We start from the raw sequence: 21453 nt of genomic DNA, 5'->3' as shown, positions 1-21453 counted from the left end.
GATCAACTTTCCGACAAGGCGTTCTTGCGCGACTTCGGCAACGCCGCGTAACTCACTTCACCGTGGGTCCGCGACCCGAAGAGCGATCCCTCCGACTCGCCGGGCGAGCCGCAATTGCCGAACGAGAAACCGCAACTGCCCTTTTCGTCGAAGCTGTCCTGCACCATTTCCTTGTGCGACGAAGGCACGACGAAGCGGTCTTCGTAGTTGGCGATCGCCATCAACTGATACATCTCTTCCACTTGCGATGCGGTAAGACCGACGTCGTTCAACACCGCCTCATCGTTCACGCGGTTAACGTTCTGCGCGCGCTTGTAGGCGCGCATCGCGAGCATGCGATCGAGCGCGGCGACGATCGGCGCTTCATCGCCCGCCGTCAGCAGGTTTGCGAGATAGCGCATCGGGATGCGCAGGCTCTTCACATCGGGGATCACGCCGTTCATGCCCATATGCCCCGCGTCCGCCGCCGATTGAATCGGCGAGAGCGGCGGCACGTACCAGACCATCGGCAACGTGCGGTATTCGGGATGCAGCGGAAACGCGACCTTCCACTCACACGCCATGCGATAGACCGGCGAACGCTTTGCCGCATCGAGCCAGCTTTGCGTGATGCCCTGACGCAGCGCTTCGGCCTGGACCTGCGGATCATGCGGGTCCAGAAACAGATCGAGCTGCGACTGATAAAGATCGGAGGTCGCCTCGACCGACGCCGCTTCGGCAATGCGGTCCGCGTCGTACAGCATCACGCCGAGATAACGGATGCGGCCCACGCACGTTTCCGAGCAAACGGTCGGCTCGCCCGCTTCGATACGCGGATAGCAGAACACGCACTTTTCCGCCTTGCCCGACTTCCAGTTGAAGTACATCTTCTTGTACGGGCAACCGGACACGCACATGCGCCAGCCGCGGCACTTGTCCTGATCGACGAGCACGATGCCGTCGTCCTCGCGCTTGTACACGGAACCCGACGGGCACGACGCCACGCATGCCGGATTCAGGCAGTGTTCGCACAGGCGCGGCAGATACATCATGAACGTGTTCTCGAAGGTCGAGTACATCTCCTTCTGCACGTTCTCGAAGAGCGCGTCACGGCCGCGCGATGCGAATTCGCCGCCCAGGTCGTCTTCCCAGTTCGGCCCCCAATGGATCTTGTCCATCTTCTTGCCGGTGATCGCCGAGACCGGTCGCGCGGTGGGCGGCGTCTCCGAAAGCGGCGCATTCTGCAGGCGAGCGTAGTCGTAGGTGAACGGCTCGTAGTAATCGTCGATGCCCGGCAGATTCGGGTTCGCGAACAGGTTCGCGAGCACTTTCAGCTTCGGCCCCTGACGCAGCTCGATGCGCCCGTCGCTCTTGCGAATCCAGCCGCCGTTCCACTTCTCCTGGTTCTCCCATTGTTTCGGATAGCCGATGCCCGGCTTCGTCTCGACGTTGTTGAACCACGCGTACTCGACGCCGTCGCGCGACGTCCACACGTTCTTGCATGTGACCGAGCAGGTATGGCAGCCGATGCATTTGTCCAGATTCAGGACCATCGCCACCTGGGCGCGGATCTTCATGATGCTGCTCCTTCCTTGAGCGGGCCTTCGAGCCAGTCGACTTTCTTCATCTTGCGTACGATGACGTATTCATCTCGATTGCTGCCCACGGTGCCGTAGTAATTGAAGCCATAAGCCTGTTGCGCGTATCCGCCGATCATGTGCGTGGGTTTGAGCACCGTGCGCGTGACCGAGTTGTGGATACCGCCGCGCATGCCGCTCGTCTCCGCGCCCGGCACGTTGATGATCTTCTCCTGCGCGTGATACATGAGACACATGCCGCGCGGCACGCGCTGACTCACGACGACGCGCGCGGTCAGCGTGCCGTTCACGTTGAAGACCTCGACCCAGTCGTTGTCCGCGAGGCCAGCCTCTTTCGCTTCCGATTCCGACACCCACACGTGCGGGCCGCCGCGCGACAGCGTGAGCATGCGCAGGTTGTCCGTGTAGGTGGAATGGATGCCCCACTTCTGGTGCGGGGTGATCCAGTTCAAAACGAGTTCGTGCTCACCGTTGGGCTTCGCGCCGAGCATCGGCGAAACGGTCTTCGTGTCGATCGCGGGCTTGTAGACGCACGAACCCTCACCGAAGTCCAGCATCCAGCGGTGATCCTGATAGAACTGCTGCCGCCCGGTGAGCGTGCGCCAGGGAATCAGCTCGTGCACGTTCGTGTAGCCCGCGTTGTAGCTGACTTCCTCCGATTCGAGTCCCGACCATGTCGGTGCGGAAATGATCTTGCGCGGTTGCGCCTGCACGTCGCGAAAGCGGATCTTGTCGTGCTCGCGGCCGAGCGCGAGATGCGAGTGATCGCGTCCCGTGATCTTCGAAAGCGCTTCCCAGGCCTTCACGGCGACATGGCCGTTCGTCTCGGGCGCGAAGGTGAGGATCATCTCGGCGGCGTCGATGGCGGTATCGAGACGCGGACGGCCGTTGCTCTCGCCGGACAACGACGCGAGTTCGTCCACTTCGTGCGCCGTGTTCCAGTTGATGCCCTTGCCGCCATTGCCGAGCTTCGCGAGCAACGGTCCGACCGACGTGAACTTGTCGTAGATCGCGTTGTAGTCGCGCTCGACGAGCGTCATCGACGGTGCGGTCTTGCCGGGGATCAGGTCGCATTCGCCATGACGCCAGTCCTTGGGCTCGAACGCCTGGCCGAGTTCGCCCGGCGTGTCGTGCATGAGCGGCGCGCAGACGAGATCCGTGCGCGTGCCCAGATGCTTTCCGCCGATTTCCGCGAACTTCTTCGCGATCGCCTTGTAGATTTCCCAGTCGCTCTTGCTTTCCCACAACGGCTGCACCGCTTCCGACAACGGATGGATGAACGGATGCATGTCCGACGTGTTGAGATCGTTCTTCTCATAGAACGTCGCGCTCGGCAGCACGATGTCGCCGTAGAGGCATGTCGTGCTCATGCGGAAATCGAGCACGGTCAGGAGATCGAGCTTGCCTTCAGCGGCTTCCCGCACGTTCACTTCGGACGGCTTGATCGCGTCGGCTTCGTCGCCGAAAAGCGCGTTCTGCGTGCCGAGCAGATACTTCAGGAAGTACTCGTGACCCTTGCCGGAACTGCCGAGAATATTCGAGCGCCACACGAACATGTTGCGCGGGAAATTGACGGGATTGTCCGGGTCGTCGCACGCGAAGTTCAGCGCGCCGGACTTCAGTTGATCGACCGTGTATTCGATCGGATCGCGTCCCGCGCGCTTCGCGGCATCGACGATATCGAGCGGATTCGCGCCCAGTTGCGGCGCCGACGGCAGCCAGCCCATGCGCTCGGACTTCGCGTTCATGTCGAGCATCGAGAGACGTTCGTAGCGCGACTTGTCGGCGGTGGGCCCGAGAATTTCATCGAGCGCGACTTTTTCGTGACGCCACTGGCTCGTGTGGTTATAGAAGAACGACGTGCCGTTCATCTGGCGCGGCGGGCGCGACCAGTCGAGCGCGAATGCGAGCGGCGCCCAGCCAAACTGCGGACGTAGTTTTTCCTGACCGACATAGTGCGCCCAGCCTCCGCCGCTCTTGCCGATGCAGCCGCACATCATCAACAAATTGATGATGCCGCGATAGATCATGTCGTTGTGATACCAGTGATTCAGCGCCGCGCCGACGATCACCATGCTCTTGCCCTGCGTGCGGTCCGCGTTGTCCGCGAATTCGCGCGCCACCTGGATGACGAGATGGCGCGGCACGGTGGTGTGCTTTTCCTGCCATGCGGGCGTGTAGGGCATGTCGTCATCGTAGGACGATGCGACGTTTGCGCCGCCGAGACCCCGATCGACGCCATAGTTCGCCATCTGCAAGTCATAGACGGTCGCGACGCATGCGCTCGTGCCGTCCGCCAGCGTGATGCGCTTGACCGGCACGCGGCGCGCGAGCAGCGCGTCGTGCTCCGCGCCGAAGTACGGGAAGCTCGCTTCCGCCACTTCGTCGTGCGCGCCGATCTGCGTCAGACGCGGATCGATATCGCGGCCCGAGCCGCCGTCCTTCTGCTCGAGATTCCAGCGGCCGACCTTCGCGCCGCTGTCATGATTCGCCTCGCCCCAGCGAAAGCCGATCGTGCCGTTCGGCGCGACGATCCTGCCGCTCGTCTCGTCGATGACGAGCGTCTTCCATTGCGGATTGTTCGCTTCGTCCAGATCGTTCTGCAGTTGCGATGCGCGCAGGAAATGGTCGGGCACGAGCGTGCCGTCGCCGTTCGGGTTCTCGCGCAACACGACCAACATCGGCATGTCGGTGTAGCGCTTCACGTAATCGCGGAAGTACGCTGACTTGCCGCTTGCGTGGAACTCCTTCAGCACGACATGACCCATCGCCATGGCGAGCGCGGCGTCCGTGCCTTGCTTCGGCGCGAGCCAGATGTCGCCGAACTTCACCATCTCGCCGTAGTCGGACGAGACCGCGACCGTCTTCGTGCCCTTGTAGCGCACTTCCGTGTAGAAGTGCGCGTCCGGCGTGCGCGTTTGCGGCACGTTGGAACCCCACACCATCAGATACGTGGAGTTGTACCAGTCCGCGGATTCGGGCACGTCCGTCTGCTCGCCCCAGACCTGGGGCGACGCGGGCGGAAGGTCGCAATACCAGTCGTAGAACGACAGGCACGCGCCGCCGATCAGGCTCAGATAGCGCGCGCCGGCGGCGTAGGAGACCATCGACATGGCGGGGATCGGCGAGAAACCGATCACGCGGTCGGGCCCGTACTTGCCAACGGTGTACGCATTCGCCGCCGCGATGATCTCGCTTGCCGTGTCCCAGTCCGCACGCACGAAACCGCCGAGACCGCGCACGCTCTTGTAGCGCTTCGCCTTGACGGGGTCTTCACAGATCGACGCCCACGCCGCCACCGGGTCGAGCGTCTTGCGCGCCTCGCGCCACATCTCGATGAGACGTCCGCGGATCATCGGATGTTTCACGCGCTGCGCGGAATACACATACCAGCTATACGACGCGCCCCGCGGACAGCCGCGCGGTTCGTGATTCGGCAGATCGGGACGCGTGCGCGGATAGTCAGTCTGCTGCGTCTCCCACGTGATCAGGCCATTCTTGACATAGACCTTCCATGAGCAGGAGCCCGTGCAGTTCACGCCGTGCGTGGAGCGCACGATCTTGTCGTGCTGCCATCGGCTGCGATAGCCGTTTTCCCATTTGCGGTCTTCGTTCACGACCGCGCCATGTCCATTCGAGAACGTGGACTTGATGCGCGACATGAACTTCAGCCGATCCAGAAAGTGACTCATCCGTTTCTCCGGGCGAGGCGGCCGCGAGCCGCCATGAATACGTTGATTCGAGTGTAGGGGCGCGATGACCACGCGCCCATTCCCCGAAAGGAGCGCTCGTTGCGCGTCATGCGGATTACTTTGCTTAGTCCTTTCGAACTAGTTCAGCACGGCATGTCCGCGTTGCGGCGCGCATAGCAGACCCAGGTGACCACCGCGCACACGGCGTAGAAGCCGATGAAGCACCAGAGCGCGGCGTCGGGCGATCCGGTCATGCTCATCGAAGTGCCGAACCCGCGCGGGATGAAGAAGCCGCCATACGCGCCGATCGCACCGGCGAAACCGAGCACCGCCGCCGATTCCTTGCCCGCATCGTGCTGCGCCTGCTTTTTCGCCGCATCGGACTGGTTTGCGGATTCGCGTTGCTTCTGCGTGAGGAAGATCACCGGGATCATGCGGAACGTCGATCCGTTGCCGATGCCCGTCAGCGCGAACAAGGCGATGAACATCGCGAGGAAGCCGCCGAAGCTGCCGCCCGCGCCGTCGTGCGGCAAAGACGCCATCACGCCGAACACGGCTGCGATCATCGCGATGAAGGTGAACAGCGTCACGCGCGCGCCGCCGAGACGGTCCGAGATCCAGCCGCCGACCGGACGCGTGAGTGCGCCCGCGAGCGGCCCGAGGAATGCGTAGGCGGTCGGATTCACGGACGGAAATTCCGCCTTCGTCAGCAGCGCGAGACCGGCCGAAAAGCCGATGAACGAGCCGAACGTGCCGATATACAGCAAGCACATCAGCCAGTTGTGCTTGCGCCTGAAGATGACGGCCTGCTCGGCGAACGATGCCTTCGCATCCGCGATGTCGTTCATGCCGAACCACGCCGCGAGCGAGGCGACGGCGATGAACGGCACCCAGATGAAGCCCGCGTTCTGCAGCCAGATGCTGTGCCCGACGCCGTTGACGGTGTACGACTGCCCCTCGCCCGCGAGCGCGCCGAACACGCCCGCCGAGATTACGAGCGGCGTGACGAACTGCACGACGGACACGCCCAGGTTGCCGATGCCGGCGTTCATGCCGGTCGCGAAGCCCTTCTCCGCTTTCGGGAAGAAGAAGCTGATGTTGGCCATCGACGAACTGAAGTTCGCGCCGCCCAGACCGCACAGCAACGCGAGCACGAGCAGCGTCGGATAGGTGGTCGAGGGGTCGCGCAGCGCGATTCCCATGCCGATTGCCGGAATCAGCAGGCTCGCGGTGGACAGCGCGGTAAAACGCCGTCCGCCGAAGATCGGCACGAGGAACGAGTAGAAAATGCGCAACGTCGCGCCCGAGAGCGCGGGCAGCGCCGTCAGCCAGAACAACTGGTCTTTCGTGAAATGGAAGCCGCCCTTATCGAGACTGACCACGACGACGCTCCACAACGACCACACCGTGAACGCGAGCGCCAGCGCGGGAATCGAGATCCAGAGATTGCGGCGGGCGACCGACTGGCCGCTCGCGCGCCAGAACGCCGCGTTTTCCGGCTCCCATTTGGTGAGCAAGTAACGTGATGGTGTTGACATGATTACGCTTTCGATTGAAATGTGAAGTGCATGCAGATCAGGCTGACCGCGGTCGCGCCGAACATCAGCATGAAACAGGTGGTGCGCACGCCGGTGAGATCGACGAGCAGTCCAAAGAGAATCGGCAAAAGGAAACCCGCAAGCCCGCCAGCGAGGCCGACGACGCCCGAGACCGCGCCGATGTTCGACGCGAATTCATCCGATACGAACTTGAAGACCGACGCCTTGCCGACCGCCATTGCCACGCCGACGACGAACATCAGCACGGTGTAGCCGAGCGGTCCCATGGCGATGTGGAACGTGAGCGGGCCGTCTTTCGCGTGGACCACGAAATCGGTCACGGGGTAGCTCAGCAGGAAAAAACACGCGAGCGCGACCCACATGACGATCCATGTCGTGCGATACGCGCCGAAGCGGTCCGACATCCATCCGCCGAGCGCGCGCAGCACGCCGCCAGGCAGCGAAAAGCACGCGGCGAGGAACGCGGCCTGTTCGATGCCGAAGCCGTGTTGATTCACGTAGTACTGCGGCATCCACAACGCGAGGCCAACATAGCCGCCGAACACGACCGAGTAGTACTGCGCGTACCGCAACACCCGCCGGTCTTTGAGCACGGCCATCTGCGCGCCGAAACGCTGCGTGCCGGCGCTGCGGTGCGCCGGGTCGGAAGCGGAAAAAAGCCAGAACAGGAGCGCGGTGACGAGCATCGCCACCGAATAGACCTTCGGCACGATGGTCCACGTCCCCGCGGTGAGAATCAGCACCGGCGCGACGAATTTGGTCAGCGCGGCGCCCGAATTGCCCGCGCCGAAAATGCCCATGGCGAGACCCTGACGGGACTTCGGAAACCAGCGCGCGACATACGGCGTGCCCACCGAAAACGACGCGCCCGCGACGCCGACGAACAGCCCGAGCACGAGGAATTGCCACAATTCGGTGGCGTAGCTGATCAGCCAGATCGGCACGATGGTGACGGCCATCGTGAAGAAGAAGACGGCGCGTCCGCCCAGGCGGTCGGTCCAGATGCCGAGCGGCACGCGCGCGAGCGAGCCTGTCAGGACGGGCATCGCGGCGATCAGGCCGAATTCGGTATCGGAGAGATGGAGCTGCTTCTTGAGAGGAATGCCGAGGATGGCGAACATCATCCATACGGCGAAGCAGATGGTGAAGGCGAAAGTGCTCGCGCCGAGCACGCGCCATGCGCGCGCGTCGGCGGAGACCGAGGTAGTGGCGGGTGTGTTGACGACGCTCATCGTCCGTTCCTTGTCGTGTGTAGCTTGCTCGACAAGGGTACGGAGCGCCGCGCGAAACGCCTATTCGCCGGACGGATGCAGCGTTGATTTGCCGCTAGTCATTGCGGCGTAGTCCGACTGGATGATGCGCCTGCCTCTTCAGTCCTTCTGCGATGACAATGCGATACAACTTCCCGGATCGATCGAAAAGTGAATCGTCTCGCCGACCGGCGTCTTGTGCGACGGATGCACGCGCGCCAGCACGATCTGTTCGCCGACGCGAATCTGGAAATCGAGCGTCTCGCCGAGGAACACTTTCGCCGCGACCGTGCCGGTGTAGACGTTGCGCGCGCTCAAGCCATCGAGCGTCTCGTGCACCATCACGTTTTCCGGGCGCACGGCGATCACGGCTGCGTCGCCGGGGCGGCACGAAACCGCGTTCGCCACCGCGATCGTGCCGAGCGCGGATTCGATCAGCACGTTGCCGTCCTCGTCATGGCAGTCGCGCACGCGGCCGTCGATGAAATTGGTCGTGCCCACGAAGTCCGCGACGAACTTGCAGTTCGGCAAGTCGTAGATCGCGCGCGGCGCCGCTTTCTGCACGATTTGCCCGTCTTTCATCACGGCGATTTCGTGCGACAGCGCGAGCGCTTCCTCCTGATCGTGCGTCACGTAGATCGTCGTGATCCGCAGTTCGCGCTGCATGCGCTTCAGCTCGAAGCGCATCTTGTCGCGCAGCTTTGCATCGAGGTTCGAGAGCGGTTCGTCGAGCAGCAGCAGCTTCGGCTCCATCACGAGCGCGCGCGCGAGCGCGAGGCGTTGCTGCTGGCCGCCAGACATGCGCGTGGCATCGCGGTCCGCGACGTGATCGAGGCCGACGGCCGTCAGCACGCGCATCACCTTCTCTTCGATCTCGCGCTTCGAATATTTCTTTTCGCCGACTTCGAGCGGAAAACTCGCGTTGCGAAAGACCGTCATGTGCGGCCAGATCGCGTAAGACTGAAACACCATGCCGAACTTGCGCCGGTTCGGCGGCACGAAGGTGTCCTCGCGCGCGGAAAACACGGTCACGCCGTTCACCGAGATCGCCCCGCCGACAGGCCGTTCGAGGCCCGCGATGGAGCGCAGCGTCGTCGTCTTGCCGCAGCCGCTCGGCCCGAGCAGCGTGAAGAGCTTGCCCTCGGGGACATCGAACGAAACGTCGCGGGCGGCGCGCACGCGCACGTTGTTGCCATCGACATATTCGGTGTTGAGGCCTTGTACGTTCAGCACGTTCGTCTCCGATGTGTTCTTTTCAGGCGTGGTTCGCTTTCACGCCGAACTTTCCGCCGATCCATTGCAGCAGCATGACGAGCGCGAGCAGCGCCAGTACGAGCATCACCGACAGCGCCGACAGTTCCACGTATTGCCCGTTCTGCCACAACTCCCAGATCACGATGGACACCGTCTCCGAGCCGGGGCTGTACAGCAGGATCGAGCTCGACAGTTCTCGGATCGACACGATCATCACGTAGATCCAGCCCGCCAGCAGACCGGGCTTGAGAAGCGGCAGCACGATGCGAAAGAACGTCGCGCTCCAGCTTGCGCAACTCATCGCGGCGGACTCTTCCAGCTCCTTGTGAATCTGCACCATCGATGTCGTCGTATAGCGCATGCCGTAGGGCATGAAACGCGTGATGTAGGCGATCAGCAGAATCCACAGCGTGCCGTAGATGCCGATATCCACCTTCAGCGACACGATCATGAACGACAGGCCGAGCACGAGCCCCGGAAACACCAGCGGCAGCGACGCGAGGTTGTCGAGCAGCCAGCGGCCCGGCAGCTTCGTCTTGACGACGATCCAGCAAATCACGGCCGACAGCAGCATGACGGCGGTCGCGCAGCCGAACGACAGCGCGAGGCTGTTGATCACGGCATGACGCAGGGTGGACAGATGCAGGATGTAGCGGTACGCGTCGAACGAAAGATGATCCAGCGCCGAGAGCGACGGCGTGCGGTAATACTTCTGCAGCGACGACCACAGCAGCACCGCGAACGGCAACGCGACGATCAGCAGAAAGTAGACGACGAACACGCCGACGGTGAGATAGCGCCACTTGCCGATATCCACGACGCGCGGGCGAAAGCCTTTGCCGCTCATCGTCGAATACTTGCCGCCGCCGGACGACACGCGCGATTGCAGATACAGCCCGACGGATGTGATGATGAGCAGCAGCATCGAATACGACGATGCGAGACCGATCTGGCTCGGATACTGCTCGATCGCTTCGTAGATCGACGACGTGAACACCTGCAGCTTCACCGGCAAGCCGATCAGCGCGGGCACTTCGAACGATTCGAGCGCGCGCACGAAGAGAATCAGCAGCGTCGAGACGATGGCCGGAAACGCGAGGCGCAGCGTGATGCGCCACATTGTCCGCGCGACGCCCGCGCCGCTCATCAACGACGATTCCTCCAGCGAAGGGTCCATGCCGCGAAAGGCGGCGGACATGAGGAGAAAGGCCATCGTCGAATAATGCAGACCGTCGACCCAGATCATGCCGCTCATGCTGTAGATGTTGAAGACGGGCCGGGTCACGCCGAAGAGCGAGCCGAGCGCCACGTTCAGCACGCCGATCTTCGGGCTCGCGAGAAAGATCCATGCAATCGTGAAGAGGATGCTCGGCACGATCAGCGGCACGATGGTGATCGCGTAGAAGAACTTGCGCAACGGCGTGTTGGTGCGCTCGATGATCCATGCGAGCACGGTGCCGATCGAGAACGACACGCACGACGCGCCGAGCGCGAACTTGAGCGAGTTGAAGAGCGTGCGCAGCGTTTCGGGGCTGCCGTAGGCGAGCTTGTAGTTGCCGAAGGTGAAGACCGCCGGGTTATCGGCGACTTGCGGCGTGAAGAAGCTTTGCCAGAAGAGAAACACGAGCGGGATCAGCGCCAGCACGCCCACGACGATCACCGCGCCGCCGATCACGAGCCACTTCGCGTCGAGCCGCGTGGAACGCGACAGGGCTGCCTTCATCGCATCGAATGTCTGTTCCAAGCGCGGCTCCTCCTCGAAGTGATCGACTGAGTCTCATCGGATGAAGCGCATCATAAGCTTAGGTATCTAAGCAAATAAACCTGCGGAAAGTACTGAGGGACCGCTGGCACGGCGGGCGTTCTGTCAAGTGGAATAAAAAACGCGGTGGGCTTGGAGGCCGCACCGCGTCTTCGAAGTCGGAAGCCGAGCGTTCAACTCGTCACGCGCGCCCCCGTGACCGATTCATGCGCCCCCGACAACCGCCCCATCAAAAACACCGCAAACCCCGCCACGAGCACCGGCAACGCGGCAATGCGAAACACCTCGGCCGGCGTCCAGTGCGCGGAATACATCACGCCGACGATCAGCGGCCCGGCGATTCCGCCCAGCCGCCCGATGCCGAGCGCCCAGCCCACGCCGGTCGAACGCAGATTCGACGGATAGTAGATCGCCGCGAGCGCGATCACGCTCTTCTGCCCGCCGCTGATGCAAAAGCCCGCGCAGAACACCGCGACCATCAGCAGCCACACGGGCGCGGCAAACGTCGACGCAACCATGAACATGAAGAGGCAGCCGGCGACGTACATCACCGTCAGCGTGACATAGGGGCCGACGCGATCCATCGCGAGTCCGAGCGGCACGGCCGATATCACGCCCGCGATCGTCGGCAACGCCGTCACCCAGACGACCGTCGCGGCGGGATAGGCGAGACCGGTGAGCATCGTCGGCAGCCAGCTTTGCAGGAAGTAGAACTCGGCGAGATTCAGGAAGAACACGCCCCACAGCAGCAGCGTGCCGACGGACGTGCGGCCGCGAAACAGCGCCGCGACGCTCGCGCGCGACTCCTCTTCGTCTTCGAGAACGAAGCGGCTGCCCCGCGCGATGTGCGCGGCCGGAAACACTTTCAGCACCAGCGCGCGGATGCGGTCATCGCCGTGCGGGCGTTTCCTGAGATACGCGAGCGATTCGGGCAGCAGAAGCGCAAGCGGCAACGCGAGCAGAAGCGGAGCGACCGCGCCCGCCAGCATCAGCGATTGCCAGCCGAATGCCGGAAGCAGCGCGCCGGATGTGAAGCCCGCCACCACGAAGCCCAGCGAGAAGCCGCAATACACGAGCAGCACGAAGGTCGAGCGCACGCGCTTCGGCGCGAATTCGCAGGTCAGCGCGACCGCGCTCGGCGCTGCGGCGCCCAGGCCGATGCCCGTCAGAAAACGCAGGCCGATAAGCTGGGTCACGTTCGTCGCGAACACGGTGAGCAGCGTGAAGATCGCGAAGAACACGGTGCTGAACACCATCATGCGCTTATGGCCAAAGCGGCCGGACATCGGCGAAATCGCCAGATAGCCGACCATCAGGCCGACGAGCGCCGCCGAGAAGATCGAGCCGAGAATCTCGCGCGGCAAGTGCCAGGTCTTCGCGAGCACCGGCACGATATAACTGACGGCTTGCGTGTCGAAGCCGTCGAGGAACATGAGCAGCGCGCACAGCAGCACGATCAGATATTGCCGTCCGTTGATGCGCTGCCGCTCGATGAGTTCTGAAACGTCGATGCTTGGGGATGCCACTTTTTTGTCTCCGTTCGCTTGTTATCTGTTGCCTGAGGCTAGGCCGCCGGTTCGAGCGTGCCGGTCTGCACGAAGGCGTCGCAGAAGAATTCGTCTTCCGGCAGGCCCGCGCTCGTGAACGCATCGCGCGCGGCGCTCGTCATCGACGGATTGCCGCATGCGTAGACCTGATGCGCCGCGAGCGACGGATGATCCGCCAGCACCGCGCGATGCACGAATCCCGTGCGGCCCGCCCAGTCGCCATCGGGGTCGGAGAGCACCGGAATGAACTCGACGTGTCCCTCGTCGTGCCATTTCCGCGCGAGATCCGCGAGATACAGGTCCTGCTCGCGGCGCGCGCCCCAATACAGCTTCATCGGCCGCGCGAGCTTGCGTTTGATCGCATCCTCGACGATCGATTTCACCGGCGCGAAGCCCGTGCCCGTCGCGACGAGAATCACCGGTTTCGCCGATTCGTCGCGAAAGAAGAACTCGCCGTAAGGCAATTCGATGCGCAGCTTCCTGCCGACCGCGAGCTCCTTCAGCACGCCATCGGAGAAGCGGCCGCCCGCAACGTGACGCACGTGCAGATGAACGCTGTCGCTCTGATGCGGCGGATTGGCCATCGAATAATTGCGCACGGTTTCATCGTCGAGATGAATCTGCAGGTATTGGCCCGCGCGGAACTTCGCACGCACGCCGGTCGGCAGGCGCAGTTGCAGCACGGTGACGTCGGGCGCGGCCTGCGCGATGCGGAACACGGACGCATCGAGCTTCTTGCGCACGACACGTTCGCGCTTCTCGATCTTGCGCGGCGCAATCGTGACGTTCGCCGACGGGCGCACGCAGCACAGCAGCGCTTTTTCCGTGATGCCCTGCGCGTTCACCACGCCGCCCTGGCACTCCGAGCACACGCCCTTGCGGCACGAATAAGGCAGCGCGAAGCCCGCGCGTTCGGCCGCATCGAGCACGCTCTCGCCATCGTTGCAATCGAAGGTGATGTCGCTTGCCGCGACCTTGATCTGGTAAGACACTTATGCTCCTTTCAGGCAGGCGATTCGCCGCGCGTCACGAGCCCGATCGCGCCGAGCAAAGGCGCCGGGTCCGCCACGAGCCGGCCGGCGATATCGAAGCCGCTGCCATGTCCGACACTCGAAAACACCACATCGCCGCCAATCGACATCGCCGCGGAATGGCGTCCCGCGCGCAGCTTCACCGGAATGTGGCCCTGATCGTGATACATCGCGACGAACACGTCGATGTCCTCGCGCGTCAGCAGCAAGTCCGCGCCTTGCGGGCCGACCACGTCGATGCCTTCATCGCGCAACGTGGCGACGGCGGGCTCGGTCACGTCGATGTCCTCGCGGCCGAACAATCCGCCTTCGCCCGCATGCGGGTTGATGCCCATCACGCCGATGCGCGGCTTGTCGATGCCCATCGCGTTCATGGCGCGAACCGCCGCGCGCGCCGCGCCTTCGACCTGCTTCGACGTGAGACGCGCGAGCGCGCCCGCGAGCCCTTCGTGCAGCGTCGCATGCACGATGCGCAGGCCGCCGCCGATGAGCAGCAGATACACATCGTCGGCGGCGAGTCCGAGATGCTGCGCGACGTAGCCGGGATAGCCCGCGAACGCCGTGCCGGACGCATTGATCGCCGTTTCCGAATGCGGGCACGCGATCACGGCATCGGCCTCTCCGGCGCGCGCGAGATCGAGCGCGGCGCGAACGTAGGCGAGCGTCGCCGCGCCGGCCGCCGCGCTCACTTCGCCGGGCCTGAAGGAATCGGCGGGCAGCGCTTTCACGTCGAGCACGTGGAGCGCATCGAAGGGCAACGCGCAACGCTGCGCGTACCAGCGGATCACATGCGCATCGCCGACGAGCACGATGCGCGGCGCATCCTGCGTCGCCAGCCGCGCCGCCGCCTTGACGGCGATCTCCGGCCCGATGCCGTTCGGGTCGCCGATGGCCAGCGCGATGACGGAAGCGGCGCGCGTCATAGCGGCAACGCGAGCAGCGTATCGATGCGCGAGCTGTCGCACACCGCGATGCGCTCGCGCAGCTTCACGCTGTTTTCGTGGCGCACGTAGACGTCGAGATATCGGCCGGTCACGAAGAGGCTCGTGCTTCCATCGCGCATGATGCGCGCGACGATGAACGAGGTCTCGCTGCGCACTTCATCGCCCTCTTCCGACACGATGTACGGCTGCCCGACCAGATGCCGATACGCGTGCCGCTCGTAGATGTTCGCATCGCGCAGCGACGCGATGCGGTCGATCAGCATGCCGCGCGACGCCGCGTAAATTAGCCCCGCTTCGAGCCCGCGCTTGTGGTTCTCGGCGGTCGTCACCTTGTACACGCATTCGCCGACGAAAAAGTCCGGCCATTGCGCGAGATCGCCGTCGTCGATGCAGCGCGCGTATTCCGCCTGCGCCCGCGCGATCAACTGGAAAGTGTCTTGCATGATGCGGTCCCCGTCGTGCTCAATAGTTCATTGCGTGGCGATACGCCTTCCAGAAGCCGCGAATCGAGGCTTCCGTCACGCGGCTTTCGCTGCTTTCGGCGGTGTCGCCGCCCATTTCGATGACCGAGCACGCGTTCTCCGCGCCTTCGATGCCGCGCTGCACGAAGCCGCCGACGCAGCCGTCTTCCATCGACACATAGCCCGCCGGGCCGACGAGATTCGCCTGCCGCAGACGCATTTCGCGCAGCTCGGGCGTGTCGTCGTCGAAGCCCAGATAAATCCAGTTGAGCTCGGTTTCCTCCGTGCCGCGCGGCAGGATCTGACGCACGGCGATCGCGTTCTGAATCTGCTGCAGCACGAAGCCGGGAAACACGGAGAGGATTTGCAGCGTGACGCCGTCGCCGAATTCATCCGCGCCTTTGAGCACGGATGTGTCTTCCAGCCGGTGCCCGCTTTCGGAGCGGATGTTCTGCTGCGAATAATCTTTCGACGACGTTTCCTGAGCGTGATCGACCGCCGAGTAGCTGACGTGATGCGCGCCGCTCGGATCGACGATGATCCCGCCACGCTGCGACAGACGGTTCAACTGAAACGTCGTGAAAAACAGATGCAGGATGCTCGCGTGATAGGAGTCCTTCACGTTCTCCATATAAAGCTTCCAGTTGTTCGGCAGCATCTGCGTGAAGCGGCCGAGCACGACGGGCGTGCGGCCTTCGAGCACGCGAGCGATGCGCGCGACGATTTCTTCGCCGAGGTATTCGTCGAGCGGAGCGACGTCGTCGGAATAGCTGCCGAACACGAGGCCGTGCAGCGTCTCGACGCGCAGCTTGCGCAGGCCGTGATCTTCCAGGCAGAAGTCCGGCTTCATGCCGCCCTTGCCGTTGATGCCGTCCTTGAACGCGACGCCCTGCAGATCGCCCTGCAGGTTGTAGGTCCACGCGTGATACACGCAACTGAAGTCTTTCGCGTTGCCCTGATCTTCGAGACACACGAGCGCGCCGCGGTGCGCGCAGCGGTTTTCGAATGCGTAAAGCTCGCCGTCTTCATCGCGCGTGACGACCACGGGCGTGTCGCCCACGAAAGTCGCGCGGAAATCCCCCGGATTCGGCACTTCGACTTCGAGGCACAGGAAATTCCAGTTCGCGCCGCGAAAGATGTTGTCCTGCTCGTCCGCATAGACGTCCCGGCTCTGGAAGACGGTGTACGGCACGCGCGTCAGCCCTTCTTCGGGCCAGGCGATCTCGGCGCGCGGCGCCGGTTGGATGGGGATGATGTTCAAGTCGTTCTCCTTCGTCTTCGTTTTCGTTCGCGGCGGGCGCTTGACACTGCGCTTTCGTTGTGTTCGAATATCGTACATTGTTCGAATATAGAACCATCATGACATCCGTCAAATTGCCTGTCAACGGCGAGGACGGCGCGTTTGCGTCCGCCGCCGACATCGAAGCCGCCACCGAAGAAGCATCCGAACCGCGTGCGCGGGAGGGCATGGGCGGTCTCGCCAAAGGCCTCGCGATCATCGAGGCGTTCAGCACGACCACCGTGCGCATGACCGTCGCCGAGGCCGCGCGTCTCGCGGACGTCACGCGGCCCGCCGCGCGCCGCTGCCTGCTCACGCTCGTCGATCTCGGTTATCTGTCGCACGACGGCAAGTTCTTCACGCCGCTGCCGCGCATGCTGCGGCTCGGCGGCGCGTATCTCTCGACCTCGTCGCTCGCGCAGATCGCGCAGCCGCTGCTCGCCGCCGCGCGCGACGAGTTGCAGGAATCGGTATCGCTCGCCGTCCTGGACGAAGGTCATTCGGTGTTCGTCGGGCGCGCGGAGGCGGTTCGCATCGTGTCGACGGGCGCGAAGCTCGGCGGCCGGTTCCCCGCGTACTGCTCGGCAACGGGCCGCGTGCTGCTCTCGCAGAAATCGGAAGGGGAGATCGTCCGGCACATTTCGGCGGTGCCGCTCAGGAAACTCACGGCGCGCACCATCCATGCGCCCGATGAAGTCATCGCGGCGATCCATCGCGTGCAAACCGATGGCTACGCGATCAGCGACGAGGAACTGGAACTCGGCATGCGCGCGATGGCCGTGCCGGTGAAAAATCGCCAGGGCGGCATCGAGGCCGCGGTGAGCGTGAGCGTGTCGTCGGCGCGCGTGAGCGTGGACGCGATGAAGCGCGACTTCCTGCCGGTCCTGCAACGTCTCGCGTCGCGGCTCGAACGCGCGCTGTGAGCATGCTTTATTACACGCGCGACCCCATCCCTTCGTTGTAGACTTCGCTACCCCTTCCGGACGAACCCGGAAGGGCTTGCCCCCTGCGCGACACCCTGTCGCATCAGCTTGATCTGAAACAAAATTTCAACCATTCGCGCCATCGCGAAAAATCGCGCGTGGCATGATCCTGACGCGGCGCAACGCCGTGCAGCAGCGCCCTTACGGGACGCTCCGATCATAGAAACCAGCGAATGCAATGAATGAGAATAGCCAACGTTTAGCAGTGCCATTGTTATCGGGGTTGATAGCCAGTCTCTCTCTTTCGGGATGCAAGCTTGAGGTTCTGGACTCGAAAGGCGTGATTGGCACAGCGGAATCCTCGCTGATCGCCACCGCGACCTACGTCATGCTTCTCGTCGTAGTGCCGGTGATTCTGTTGACCCTGTTCGTCGCATGGCGCTATCGGGCGTCCAACAAGCACGCCACCTACGCGCCGAAGTGGGCGCACTCCACGGCCATCGAAATCGTCGTCTGGGCGATTCCCGCGGTCATCATCCTGTATCTCGGCATCCTGACGTGGAAGACCACGCACGAGCTCGATCCGTACAAGCCGCTCGAATCGAACGTCAAGCCGATCAACGTCGAAGTCGTCGCGCTCGACTGGAAGTGGCTGTTCATCTATCCGGACCTGGGCGTCGCGTCGGTGAACCAGCTCGCGTTCCCGGTCGGCACGCCGGTGAACTTCCGCATCACGTCGGATTCGGTGATGAACTCGTTCTTCATCCCGCAGCTCGGCAGCCAGATCTACGCGATGGCCGGCATGCAGACGCGTCTGCACCTCCTCGCCGACCACGCGGGCGACTACGCCGGCATCTCGGCCAACTACAGCGGGGCAGGCTTTTCCGACATGAAGTTCCGCGCCCTGGCCATGTCCGGCGCCGAATTCGACGCATGGCTCAAGAAGGTCAGGACCGCGCCCGAATCGCTGAGCATGGATGTCTACTCGGGCGTCGCGCGTCCGAGCGAGAAGGTTGCCGTGCGCTACTTCTCGACCGTCGATCCGAAGCTCTTCAACAACATCGTCGCCAAATACAACAACGGCCGCTTCGATGTGAATGGCGCAAATTGTGTAACCAAGGGGTAAGCCATGTTCGGCAAACTAACGCTCGAGGCCATCCCGTACCACGAACCCATCATCATGGGGGCGACCGTCTTCATGGCGATCCTCGCAATCGGTACGGCTGGCCTTATCACCAAACTCGGCAAATGGGGCTGGCTCTGGCGCGAGTATCTGACTTCGGTCGATCACAAGCGCATTGGCGTCATGTATCTCGTCGTTGCCGGGCTGATGCTCGTGCGCGGCTTCGCCGACGCCGTCATGATGCGCATTCAGCAGGCTATCGCGCTCGATTCGCCCGGTTATCTGCCGCCGCATCACTACGACCAGATTTTCACGGCGCACGGCACCATCATGATTTTCTTCATGGCCATGGCGCTGCTGGTCGCGTTCTTCAACCTCGTCGTGCCCCTGCAGATCGGCGCACGTGACGTGGCGTTCCCGTTCATCAACTCGCTTTCGTTCTGGATGACGGCCATCTCCGCCATCCTGATCAACCTGTCGCTGTTCGTCGGCGAGTTTTCGAAGACGGGCTGGCTCGCGTATCCGCCGCTGTCGGAAACGCAGTTCAGTCCGGGCGTCGGGGTCGACTACTACATCTGGGCCCTCGAATTGTCCGGCATCGGCACGCTGCTGACCGCCGTGAACTTCTTCGTGACCATCGTCAAGATGCGCGCGCCCGGCATGACCTGGATGAAGATGCCGGTGTTCACGTGGACGGCGTTCTGCTCCAACGTGCTGATCATGGCGACCTTCCCGATCCTGACCGTCGCGCTCGCGCTGCTGGCGCTGGACCGCTACATGGGCATGCACTTCTTCACGAACGACGGCGGCGGCAACCCGATGGTCTACCTGAACCTGATCTGGGCCTGGGGTCACCCCGAGGTCTACATCCTGGTTCTGCCCGCGTTCGGCATTTATTCGGAAGTGGTCGCCACGTTCTCGAAGAAGCCGCTCTTCGGCTACAAGACGATGGTCTGGGCCACCTGCTGCATCATGGTGCTGTCGTTCCTTGTGTGGCTGCATCACTTCTTCACGATGGGTTCGGGCGCGAACGTCAATGCCTTCTTCGGCATTATGACGATGATCATCTCCATACCGACCGGCGTGAAAATCTTCAACTGGATCTTCACGATGTACCGCGGCCGCGTGGAGATGACGTCGCAGGTTCTGTGGACCATCGGCTTCATCGTCACGTTCACGCTGGGCGGCATGACGGGCGTGATGCTCGCCATTCCCGGCGCGGATTTCGTGCTGCATAACAGCCTCTTTCTGATCGCGCACTTCCATAACGCGATCATCGGCGGTGTGGTGTTCGGCTACTTCGCGGGCGTGTCGTACTGGTGGCCGAAGGTGTTCGGCTTCAAGCTCGACGACAAGCTCGGCAAGAAGGCGTTCTGGTGCTGGTTCGTGGGCTTCTTCGTGGCGTTCGTGCCGATCTACATTCTCGGCTTCATGGGCGCGACGCGCCGCCTGAATCACTACGACAATCCGGCATGGCAGCCGTACTTCACCGTCGCCGCTATCGGCGTGGGCATCATCGCGGTTGGCGTGGTGTTCCAGGTCCTGCAGATCGTCGTGAGCATCATCCGCCGCAATCAGCCTGCGTACCGCGACCTCTCGGGCGATCCGTGGAACGGCCGCACGCTGGAATGGACCATGAGCTCGCCGCCGCCCGTCTATAACTTCGCGAATCTGCCGGCCGTGCGCGAGCTGGACGATTTCGCGGATGCGAAGGAGCACGGCCGCATCGATACGCGTCCGTACCGCGACATCCACATGCCGTCGAATACGAGCGCGGGTCTCGTGATCGGCCTGTTCGCGCTGGCGTTCGGCTTTGCCGCGATCTGGCATATCTGGTGGCTCGCCGGCGCCGGTCTGATCGGCGTGGCGGCGACGGTCATCGGCTATAGCTTCCGCGAGAACGCCGGCTTCATCATTCCGGCCGCGACCGTGAAGTCGACCGAAGAGCGCAATCGGCCGCCGAAGATGCCCGTCAAGGCCGGCACGGTGCGCGAACCCGAACTGGAGGCAATGTAATGTCGCAATCGACACTTTCCGCGCAGCATGCGCACGGCCATGAGCATGAACACCAGTCGCATTCGGTGTTCGGCTTCTGGGCCTACCTGATGACCGACTGCGTGCTGTTCGCCTCGCTCTTCGCGACCTTCGCGATGTTCGCGATGCAGACCGCCGGCGGCCCCACGGGCAAGGATCTGTTCAAGCTGCCGGACGTCGCGTACGAAACGGCCCTGCTTCTCACGAGCAGCCTCACGTTCGGTTTCGCGATGATCTCGGCGTATCGCCGCAAGTCGGGCGCGGTGCTCGCGTGGCTGTTCGTCACGTTCGTGCTGGGCGCGGGCTTCCTCTGGCTCGAAATGCACGAGTTCGCGCATCTGATCGCCGAAGGCGCCGGTCCGCAGCGCAGCGCGTTCTGGTCGGCGTTCTTCACGCTCGTCGGCACGCACGGTCTGCACGTCACCATCGGTCTCGTGTGGCTCGTCGTGCTGGCCGTGCAGATCGTGAGCAATCCGGAAATGAACGAGCGCGAACTGCGCCGCCTCGCGTGCCTAAGCCTTTTCTGGCACTTCCTCGACATCGTCTGGATCTGCGTATTTTCCTTCGTCTATCTCGGGAGCGTCGTCTGATGGCTCATACGCATACCAATTCCGGCGATTTCCCGCACGTCAGCGTGCGCGGTTATCTCATCGGCTTCGTGCTCGCCGTGGTGCTGACGGTGGCATCGTTCTGGGCCGCGACTTCGGGCGCGTTCAAGGGCGAAAACGCGATCGTCGCGCTCGCGGTCCTCGCGGCGGTTCAGATGATCGTGCATGTGATTTTCTTCCTGCACGTCAACGCGTCGAAGGGCCAGCGCTGGCATGCGCTGTCGTTCGCCTACACCATTCTCATGTCGCTGATTCTCATCGTCGGCACGGTCTGGGTGATGCATAACGTGCACATGCTGATGATGGCGCGATAACCCGTCCGGGGTTTGAGCGCATCGCAGAAGCGGGCCCTTCGGGGTCCGCTTTTTTTTGCCCCGCGCGAATTCATCACCCGCTAAAGAATCTTGAC

Annotated in this window: 16 protein-coding genes; 5 read left to right on the top strand and 11 right to left on the bottom strand. The window is 63.1% G+C overall.

The features are described from left to right. Nucleotides 1-2: 2 nt before the first annotated feature. The 11 genes from narH to AWB70_RS33265 form a co-directional block, all read right to left on the bottom strand. Nucleotides 3-1556: a nitrate reductase subunit beta gene (narH, locus tag AWB70_RS33315; RefSeq protein ID WP_053571685.1), complete on the bottom strand. Its 1554-nt coding sequence runs from the start codon at nucleotides 1554-1556 to the stop codon at nucleotides 3-5. After that, nucleotides 1553-5269: a nitrate reductase subunit alpha gene (locus AWB70_RS33310; RefSeq protein ID WP_053571686.1), complete on the bottom strand. Its 3717-nt coding sequence runs from the start codon at nucleotides 5267-5269 to the stop codon at nucleotides 1553-1555. The genes narH and AWB70_RS33310 overlap by 4 nt, the downstream gene beginning before the upstream one ends. Nucleotides 5270-5412: 143 nt before the next feature. Continuing rightward, nucleotides 5413-6807: a NarK family nitrate/nitrite MFS transporter gene (locus AWB70_RS33305; protein ID WP_053571687.1), complete on the bottom strand. Its 1395-nt coding sequence runs from the start codon at nucleotides 6805-6807 to the stop codon at nucleotides 5413-5415. Between the two features lie 2 nt (nucleotides 6808-6809). After that, on the bottom strand, nucleotides 6810-8060 hold the full coding sequence (locus tag AWB70_RS33300) for an MFS transporter (RefSeq protein WP_053571688.1): 1251 nt from the start codon (nucleotides 8058-8060) through the stop codon (nucleotides 6810-6812). A 138-nt stretch (nucleotides 8061-8198) separates the two neighbouring features. Continuing rightward, complete coding sequence (locus AWB70_RS33295; protein WP_053571689.1) at nucleotides 8199-9311, bottom strand: ABC transporter ATP-binding protein; 1113 nt, start codon at nucleotides 9309-9311, stop codon at nucleotides 8199-8201. A gap of 22 nt (nucleotides 9312-9333) precedes the next feature. Beyond that, nucleotides 9334-11076, bottom strand: a complete 1743-nt coding sequence (locus tag AWB70_RS33290; RefSeq protein ID WP_082378200.1) for an ABC transporter permease — start codon at nucleotides 11074-11076, stop codon at nucleotides 9334-9336. A 191-nt stretch (nucleotides 11077-11267) separates the two neighbouring features. Next, nucleotides 11268-12620 carry an MFS transporter gene (locus AWB70_RS33285; RefSeq protein ID WP_053571690.1) on the bottom strand — a complete coding sequence of 451 codons (1353 nt, stop codon included), beginning with the start codon at nucleotides 12618-12620 and terminating at the stop codon, nucleotides 11268-11270. Nucleotides 12621-12658: 38 nt separating this feature from the next. Then, nucleotides 12659-13633: an FAD-binding oxidoreductase gene (locus AWB70_RS33280; protein WP_053571691.1), complete on the bottom strand. Its 975-nt coding sequence runs from the start codon at nucleotides 13631-13633 to the stop codon at nucleotides 12659-12661. Nucleotides 13634-13644: 11 nt separating this feature from the next. Continuing rightward, nucleotides 13645-14595, bottom strand: a complete 951-nt coding sequence (locus tag AWB70_RS33275; protein ID WP_053571692.1) for a PdxA family dehydrogenase — start codon at nucleotides 14593-14595, stop codon at nucleotides 13645-13647. Continuing rightward, nucleotides 14592-15062, bottom strand: a complete 471-nt coding sequence (locus AWB70_RS33270) for an aromatic-ring-hydroxylating dioxygenase subunit beta (RefSeq protein ID WP_053571693.1) — start codon at nucleotides 15060-15062, stop codon at nucleotides 14592-14594. Before AWB70_RS33270 ends, AWB70_RS33275 begins: the two co-directional genes overlap by 4 nt. A gap of 16 nt (nucleotides 15063-15078) precedes the next feature. Further along, nucleotides 15079-16338: an aromatic ring-hydroxylating dioxygenase subunit alpha gene (locus AWB70_RS33265; protein WP_053572117.1), complete on the bottom strand. Its 1260-nt coding sequence runs from the start codon at nucleotides 16336-16338 to the stop codon at nucleotides 15079-15081. 98 nt (nucleotides 16339-16436) lie between these two features. Here AWB70_RS33265 and AWB70_RS33260 point away from each other — a divergent pair, with 98 nt between their 5' ends. The 5 genes from AWB70_RS33260 (at nucleotide 16437) to cyoD (ending at nucleotide 21358) form a co-directional block, all read left to right on the top strand. Continuing rightward, complete coding sequence (locus AWB70_RS33260) at nucleotides 16437-17279, top strand: IclR family transcriptional regulator domain-containing protein (RefSeq protein ID WP_053572118.1); 843 nt, start codon at nucleotides 16437-16439, stop codon at nucleotides 17277-17279. Nucleotides 17280-17517: 238 nt separating this feature from the next. Further along, the gene (gene cyoA, locus AWB70_RS33255) at nucleotides 17518-18405 is read left to right on the top strand and encodes a ubiquinol oxidase subunit II (protein ID WP_053571694.1); all 888 of its coding nucleotides are present in this window, start codon (nucleotides 17518-17520) and stop codon (nucleotides 18403-18405) included. Between the two features lie 3 nt (nucleotides 18406-18408). Next, nucleotides 18409-20418, top strand: coding sequence for a cytochrome o ubiquinol oxidase subunit I (gene cyoB / locus AWB70_RS33250; protein WP_053571695.1), 2010 nt, complete (start codon nucleotides 18409-18411; stop codon nucleotides 20416-20418). Continuing rightward, nucleotides 20418-21026: a cytochrome o ubiquinol oxidase subunit III gene (gene cyoC / locus AWB70_RS33245; protein ID WP_014252825.1), complete on the top strand. Its 609-nt coding sequence runs from the start codon at nucleotides 20418-20420 to the stop codon at nucleotides 21024-21026. The genes cyoB and cyoC overlap by 1 nt, the downstream gene beginning before the upstream one ends. Then, a complete protein-coding gene (gene cyoD, locus AWB70_RS33240; RefSeq protein WP_014252826.1) occupies nucleotides 21026-21358 on the top strand; it encodes a cytochrome o ubiquinol oxidase subunit IV in 333 nt (110 codons plus the stop codon). Before cyoC ends, cyoD begins: the two co-directional genes overlap by 1 nt. Nucleotides 21359-21453: the final 95 nt, after the last annotated feature.

Origin of the sequence: Caballeronia cordobensis (genome assembly GCF_001544575.2) — a bacterium.
Lineage (GTDB): Bacteria > Pseudomonadota > Gammaproteobacteria > Burkholderiales > Burkholderiaceae > Caballeronia > Caballeronia cordobensis.
The sequence above is the reverse complement of the archived record's forward strand: the minus strand, read 5'-3'. Positions and strand labels throughout refer to the sequence as shown.

Coding starts and splice junctions, on each gene's coding strand:
- AWB70_RS33300 (WP_053571688.1), bottom strand. CDS start 8,060: ATGAGCGTCGTCAACACACCCGCCACTACCTCGGTCTCCGCCGACGCG.
- cyoC (WP_014252825.1), top strand. CDS start 20,418: ATGTCGCAATCGACACTTTCCGCGCAGCATGCGCACGGCCATGAGCAT.
- cyoA (WP_053571694.1), top strand. CDS start 17,518: ATGAATGAGAATAGCCAACGTTTAGCAGTGCCATTGTTATCGGGGTTG.
- AWB70_RS33310 (WP_053571686.1), bottom strand. CDS start 5,269: ATGAGTCACTTTCTGGATCGGCTGAAGTTCATGTCGCGCATCAAGTCC.
- cyoB (WP_053571695.1), top strand. CDS start 18,409: ATGTTCGGCAAACTAACGCTCGAGGCCATCCCGTACCACGAACCCATC.
- cyoD (WP_014252826.1), top strand. CDS start 21,026: ATGGCTCATACGCATACCAATTCCGGCGATTTCCCGCACGTCAGCGTG.
- AWB70_RS33260 (WP_053572118.1), top strand. CDS start 16,437: ATGACATCCGTCAAATTGCCTGTCAACGGCGAGGACGGCGCGTTTGCG.
- AWB70_RS33275 (WP_053571692.1), bottom strand. CDS start 14,595: ATGACGCGCGCCGCTTCCGTCATCGCGCTGGCCATCGGCGACCCGAAC.
- AWB70_RS33305 (WP_053571687.1), bottom strand. CDS start 6,807: ATGTCAACACCATCACGTTACTTGCTCACCAAATGGGAGCCGGAAAAC.
- narH (WP_053571685.1), bottom strand. CDS start 1,556: ATGAAGATCCGCGCCCAGGTGGCGATGGTCCTGAATCTGGACAAATGC.